The organism is Streptomyces sp. NPDC048825 (assembly GCF_043198355.1).
In the GTDB taxonomy this organism is placed as follows: domain Bacteria; phylum Actinomycetota; class Actinomycetes; order Streptomycetales; family Streptomycetaceae; genus Streptomyces; species Streptomyces xiangluensis.
The window spans coordinates 1-6095 of the sequence record NZ_JBICUR010000026.1; the positions used below are offsets into that span (position 1 = coordinate 1).

Sequence of the window (6095 nt, forward strand, 5' to 3'; positions counted from 1 at the left end):
GAGCACCACGCCTGGCCCCAGCCCACCCGCACCGGCACCCAAGCCATCCGCATCAAACGACCCCAACCCGCAGACCCATAAAGCAACGGCATTGGCCCTAGGCCGCCACCGTGGCCGAGGACCCGCAGTCAGCGCGGCTGTAGCCCCACCGGTCCGTCGCCGGGCATGCCAGCCTGCCGCTCGTCCTGGCGTTGGGGCGCGGGCCGTTCGGAGGACCGGCGGGAGTGGCGCTGCGCCCCGGGCGACGCAGGCTCCTAGCGTGTCCGGGCATGACGAACGCATCCTCAGACCGAGCGGCGAGGCCCACCCGACGGGGGGCACTCGCAGGCCTGGCGGCCGGAGCCGGAGCGGCCCTTGTGGCCTCGGCACCGACGGCCTCTGCGCTGGTACCCGCCGGAGCCCGTGGGTCAGCCACGTCCAGCCCGTCGTCCACGACCGCGGCCGCGGCCGCGTCGCCGACACCCGGAGCCATGCAGCTGTTCACGGACCCCGCGCTCAACTTCGCCGCGCTGCTGGCCCTGGGCGGCGCCGGGTTCGGCTCGAGCGAGGTCGGCGAAGTCCTGACCGCGGTCAACGCGATCAACGCCGCGGGGGCGGACCAGCAGACCTTCACCGCGGAGTTCCGGCGCTGGGGGGACCGGCTGACGGCCACCGCGACCCGGCATCCGCAGACCCGGCGCTCCCGCTCGCTGCGGGCGGCCCAGTACTACGACCAGGCGCTGTTCTTCGTGCTCGGCTCGGACACCCCCGGCGACGAGGAAGAGCTCTACCTCGCCGGGCGTCGCTCCTGGGACACGTTCGCCCGGCTGTGCACACCGGCGGCGACCACCGATCAGGTCCCGTACGAGGGCGGGACGTCGATCCCTGTCTGGTTCTTCCGCCCCGATACCTCCGGCAGGGCCAGGCCGACCGTCATCCTCACCAACGGCAGCGACGGCCAGAACGTCGACATGTGGACGTATGGGGTCTCCGCAGCGCTCGCCCGCGGTTGGAACGCGCTCGTGTACGACGGACCGGGCCAGGGCCAGCTGCTCTTCGTCGACCAGGTCGTCTTCACCCCTCGCTGGGAGCGGGTCGTCTCTCCCCTGGTGGACTGGCTGGAGCGCCGCAGGGACGTCGACGAGCGGCGCATCGCCCTGACCGGGCTGTCGATGGGCGGCGACCTCGCGCCGCGCGCAGCGGCCTTCGAACGCAGGATCGCAGCGCTGGCCGCGATGCCGGGAGTGCTCTCGCCGTGGCTGGGTTTTCCGCCGGAGCTCCGGAGCATCGTGAGCCCCGACAAGGCGGAGACCAACCGCATCTGGAACGAAGAGGTCGTCCCCGAGCTGAGCCCGGAGGAAGCGGCGACGATCGAGAAGCGGGTCGAGCCGTTCTCGATCCCCGCGATGCTGGCCGCCCGTCAGGGCCGGATCTTCACCGACTTCTGGACACCGGCCCAACGGATCATGGCGCTCGACATCACCGGGATCGTGGGCCGTATCAAGTGCCCCACGCTCGTGCTGGACTACGACGACGAGCAGTTCTACCCCGGCCAGCCGCGCGCGTTCTACGAACTGCTGCGTGCCCCCAAGGATTTCCAGCTGCTGACGGCGGCCACCGGTGCCCAGCTGCACTGCTCGCCGATGGCGCCACAGCAGCACTGCGAGCTCGTCTTCGACTGGCTGGAGGACACCCTGGGGCGGGGCCACCGCCCATAGGCCTGCCGTCAGCGGTTCGGCGTATGCCGGCCCGCACGGCCCGGCCGACAACGGCGGGATGACCCTGGTCGCGTGGCTGCGCGAGCACCCCGGGGCCGAGTGCGTCTTGCTGGGACGGCTCGGGCTCCTACGGCGAGGCGATCCGCCAGGCCCTCCCGGAAGCGGTGCAGGTCAGCGACAGGTGGCACCTGTGGAGCAACCTGTGCGGCAAGGTCCTGGCCGAGGTCCGCTCCCACGCCGCCTGCTGGGCCACCGCCGCGAACCCCGCCCGGCCCGGGGGCGTCCGCGAGGAGACCACCCGCGAGCGCTGGCGGCAGGTCCACGACCTGCTCGACCAAGGCGTCGGCCTGCTCGATTGCGCCCGCCGCCTCGATCTCGCCCTGAACACCGTCAAGCGGTACGCCCGCATGAAGGAGCCCACCGGAGACCGCCGCGCACCCCGCTACAAGCCCACGCTCGTCGCCCGTACCGCGACCACCTCCGCGCCCGCCGCGCCACCGACCCGGCCGTCGCCGTCAAGCACCCGTTCCGGGGAGATCCAGGAGCTGGGCTACACCGGCAGCCTCAACCTGCTCTACCGCTACATCACCCAGGGCCACGCCGAGGGCGAGCGGTTCGTGACCACCCCGCAGCGCTTCGCCCGGCTCCTCCTCACCCGCCCCGAGAACCTGCGCGACAAGGACACCGCACTCCTGCGGGAACTTACCAAAGCCTGCCCCGAGATGGCCGAACTCGCCCGTCTCACCGGCGAGTTCGCGCAGCTCCTGACCCAGGCGGAGGGCAACGACGCCAAGCTCCCCGACGGGATCACCCAGGTCCGCCCCGCCGACCTGCCCCACCTGCACTCCTTCGCCAAGGGCCTCGAACTCGACCGCGCCGCCGCGAGGGCGGGCTCACCCTCCCCTACGCAACGGCCACACCGAGGGCGTCAACACGCGAACCAAGAGGATCACGAGGCAGATGCACGGCCGAGCCGGGTTCCCCCTGCTCCGCCACCGCATCCTGCTCCAGCGATCACTACACAGCGCTACCGCCGTTACGGGGCAGAGCCGTTCGTTTGACAGCCCCTACTGGGCGCCGAGCTGCTGGGCGGCCGCGCGCAGGCGCTTGCCCCGCCTGCCGGTCACGGACTTGACCGGGATCAATACCGCCCACCACAGTTTCGCGCCCGTCGGGGACACGAAGGCGAGCGGCACGGCGACGGCGAAAACCAGCACAGTCGACGCCAGATCCGCCACGTCGTTGCGCGCGACGGGATCGGGTAGCGGTGTGCTGCCCAGCCACGGGCGTTTCCACACTACGACCGTCAGTGCGAGTTGTGCCGCCCCCACGGCCGCGACGGCACCGGAATAGACGGCCACCGACTGCGGCAGGTCCCCGTACTCGGCCAGCAGGGTGGTAGGGAAGGGCATAAGGGCGATCAGCCCAAGGCACAGCAGCCCGATCCGGATGACAGTCCCGTCCACCTCTCGCGCATACCGGAAAATCTGGTGGTGACCCCGCCAGAACGCCGCGATGACCACAAAACTGAGGCCATACGCCCACACGTTGGGCATCACATCTCCCAGCGCTTGCCGGAAGCCGGCGGGGTCCAGCCCGTCGGGCAGCGTGATGTCCAACGCCAGCAGCGTCATCGCGATGGCGAACACACCGTCCGACAGCGCGAGGAGTCGGGCCGCGCTTCCCTCGTCGTCTTGCACCCGCTGGTGGCCGTTCACAACCCGAACCATAGGGTTAATCACCCCTAAATATTGTGAATTTAACCGCTTCGACGTGTTCGACCGCCGGCCGGACTTCCCAGGCCGGGAACAGAGGGAGCGCCGAGCGTTCCAGTTGGCCGAACGCGCCAACCGATGCGGTGAGCCACAGTCATGCTGCCAGCCGACGTAGGTGTCGCAGGGCGGGGGCTGCCCAAAATCAACTCGGCAATCTTGGCTCGTGGGGGCAGGCCCGCCAGCGGATCTTCGTGGGAGAGGGCTCGGGTCACGCGTCGCCCTCCCGAACAGTCGTGCCGGCTTCTGAGTCGTCGGGGCGTGAGATCGAGTTCGCCCCGGCGTTGCGGGACGACATGAAGCCGGTCTTCGTGAGTGGTCAGTCGGGGCGGGTGTGAGGCGGCGGATTGGTGGCACCAGCGAGTTCGGCGGCCTGGTCCCCGGTCAGCAGGCCGCGGGCGTCGATGCTGGCAGCTACGGCTTCGACCTGCGGCCACAGCATCGACAGCATCAGGTCGGCGATCCTGCACGCCATGGCCCATGACATGCCGGGACTGTCGCCGTCAGGAAGGTCCTCGTCGCGGGTGAGGACCAGGCCGGCGTTCTGGAACCACGTGGTGGTGAACTCCAAGTCGTCATGATTGGCGCAGAGGGCCTGACTGTCCGGGGACCAGAGGCCCGCGGACTTGAGGTAGCGGACCTGCGCGCGTTCGCCGGCGGCGCACTGGGCGGCAAACCGCCAGAACGGGATCGGCAGCCCATCGAACTCGGTGCGCCCGGTGAGCGCCACTGTCCTTCTGCGGCGGGGCAGGTCGACGACGCCGATGATCTTGGTGTGTTCTCCGCCGGCACAGTCGGCTTCAGCCACGCGGAGTTCTTCGGCAGCACGGTCAGCTTCAGCCGCGCAACGTTCTCCGGCGGCGCCGTCCGGATCTTGCGGACATGGAAGTCCATCGCACCCTTGAACTGGGGTGTTGCAACGACCACTAGAACTCAAGCTGTGGCGCGGGGGCGTTGTCCGGCAGTGCGGGGTGGAGCGCTGACACCGCCTCACGCCCCTGTCCGGACGGGTGACGGCGGCTGGCGGGGGCGCGGCGACCATGACAAGGTCAGCCTGATCGTGAATATGCCGTGGGTGAGGGGGAGTTCGTGGACACGCAGGTGTGGGACGCACTGGTCGCATCGGTGAAGAACGCGTACACCGCGGGCCTGGGCGAGGGAGCGGTGCCCCGCCCGGTCATCATGCCTTTGGTGCGCGGCGAACTGGTCGGCCTGATCTGGGTACGCCCTCTGAAGGCCGGCGAGGACGCACTCACCGGCATTGCCGCGCTCTCGAACATCGCCGCGGCGGCCGGCGCCGACGAAATCGTCCTTGCCTGGGAGACCCACGACGTCGCCACCGCCTGCCAGCTGCCCCTCGTCGGCCCGGCGCCATGCCTGAACATGGTGCACGCCACGAAGGACGGCCACGTCCTCCACCAACTCCCCTACACCGAGCAGTCGTCCCTGGCCCAAGCCCCCGACGGCCCGGCCACAGTCGGACCCCACTGGCTTCCTGCCCTCGAGCCCCAGCCAGGCGGCGAGCTGGTCCCGCCGATCCAGGCCGCCGTCAACTACTCCTTCACACCGCTCGAGCTGGACCACCCCTCCCCCTTTGGTGTCACGGTCGTCCTGATGGAAGAAGACGGCTACAGCGTGCGCCTGACCGAGACATTCGCCCGCTGACCCGGCGCAGGCGGCGGACGTCAGGTGCCCGCCAGGCCCTGAGGATGAGACGCCGCTGCCGCACCGGCAGCACGCAGCGCGTACTGCTTCAGGCGGCCGGTGATTTCACTCGGCAGCATCGAGGGGCAGTGCTCGGTGCGCTGGGCCCGGTCGTGTTTGGCGGTGTAGTCGTAAAACTCCCGCTCGGTCTCCACATCGAGCACCGGCAGCGCGGTGAGCGTGCCGTCGATCTCCAGCACGCCCACGGTGCAGGGCCGGCCGGGCGAACTCCTCGATCATGTACTGCTCATAGGGGTGCTCGCGGGCGGACCTGCAGCAGCTCGATCATCTCCACCTCGGTGTGCACGACGCAGGCATCCAGGCTGCCGCCGCCCGAGCAGGGCTTGAAGAAAACGACCGCTACGTACGCGGGCCATCTTCTGCGCCGCCGCGGCTGTGCACCCATGCCTGCACCTTCGTCCGCTCAACGGCACCAGCCGAGAGGGCGCCCCCGGGGATCCCAAACGCATCTGGGTGCCGGACGCGATGCGTCCGGCACCCAGAACGGAGCACTACCGACGAGACGCGGCTCGGCCTCGCCGGTACAGGATGGCGCCGCCCGTCAGCAGGAACGCGGCGACGACTGAAGCCACGAGCGCCTGCTCCCCAGCCCCCGTGTCGGGGAGAGAGGGCGGCTCCCTCGGGGGTGAGGCGGGCGGCTTTGTCGGGGGCTCGGGGTGTGGCTTTGTCGGGGGCTCGGGATGTGGGGCGGTCGGCGGCGCCGACGTGGGCGGCTTCGTCGCCGGCGGTGCGGTGGAAGGCTGCGTCGACGGCGTATCGCCGTAACCACCCGGCGTGTCCGAGTCACCGCCGTAGCCGCCGTCGTGGCCGTAGCCGCTTTCGACGTCCTCGCCGCCATAGCCACCTTCGTCGCCATAGCCACCCTCGTCAGTGGCCGGCGACGACGGCTTCGTCACCGGCG

7 protein-coding genes and 1 pseudogene are annotated in these 6095 nt (G+C 70.2%); 3 read left to right on the top strand and 5 right to left on the bottom strand.

What is annotated here, in order from left to right; translation table 11 throughout:
• Positions 1 to 470: 470 nt before the first annotated feature.
• Together ACGFNK_RS41120 and ACGFNK_RS41125 are read left to right on the top strand one after the other, a co-directional pair.
• Positions 471 to 1697, top strand: a complete 1227-nt coding sequence (locus ACGFNK_RS41120; RefSeq protein ID WP_393425072.1) for an alpha/beta hydrolase family protein — start codon at positions 471 to 473, stop codon at positions 1695 to 1697.
• A 64-nt stretch (positions 1698 to 1761) separates the two neighbouring features.
• Positions 1762 to 2708, top strand: a pseudogene (locus ACGFNK_RS41125) (transposase); the annotation flags it as partial.
• Between the two features lie 56 nt (positions 2709 to 2764).
• On the opposite strand, the gene ACGFNK_RS41130 reads toward ACGFNK_RS41125, so the two are convergent.
• Positions 2765 to 3415, bottom strand: coding sequence for a TMEM175 family protein (locus ACGFNK_RS41130; RefSeq protein ID WP_393425075.1), 651 nt, complete (start codon positions 3413 to 3415; stop codon positions 2765 to 2767).
• Positions 3416 to 3788: 373 nt separating this feature from the next.
• The gene (locus ACGFNK_RS41135; RefSeq protein WP_393425078.1) at positions 3789 to 4277 is read right to left on the bottom strand and encodes a hypothetical protein; all 489 of its coding nucleotides are present in this window, start codon (positions 4275 to 4277) and stop codon (positions 3789 to 3791) included.
• A 281-nt stretch (positions 4278 to 4558) separates the two neighbouring features.
• On the opposite strand from ACGFNK_RS41135, the gene ACGFNK_RS41140 reads away from it, so the two are divergent.
• Positions 4559 to 5134 carry a hypothetical protein gene (locus tag ACGFNK_RS41140; RefSeq protein WP_393425081.1) on the top strand — a complete coding sequence of 192 codons (576 nt, stop codon included), beginning with the start codon at positions 4559 to 4561 and terminating at the stop codon, positions 5132 to 5134.
• 20 nt (positions 5135 to 5154) lie between these two features.
• Here ACGFNK_RS41140 and ACGFNK_RS41145 read toward each other — a convergent pair whose 3' ends face one another.
• From ACGFNK_RS41145 to ACGFNK_RS41155, 3 genes are all read right to left on the bottom strand, one after another.
• Entirely contained in the window at positions 5155 to 5373 is a 219-nt protein-coding gene (locus ACGFNK_RS41145; RefSeq protein ID WP_393425084.1) for a hypothetical protein, read from the bottom strand.
• A gap of 47 nt (positions 5374 to 5420) precedes the next feature.
• Positions 5421 to 5579, bottom strand: coding sequence for a hypothetical protein (locus ACGFNK_RS41150; RefSeq protein WP_393425087.1), 159 nt, complete (start codon positions 5577 to 5579; stop codon positions 5421 to 5423).
• A 106-nt stretch (positions 5580 to 5685) separates the two neighbouring features.
• On the bottom strand, positions 5686 to 6095 hold a 410-nt coding region (locus tag ACGFNK_RS41155), incomplete at its 5' end, for an LPXTG cell wall anchor domain-containing protein (RefSeq protein ID WP_393425090.1).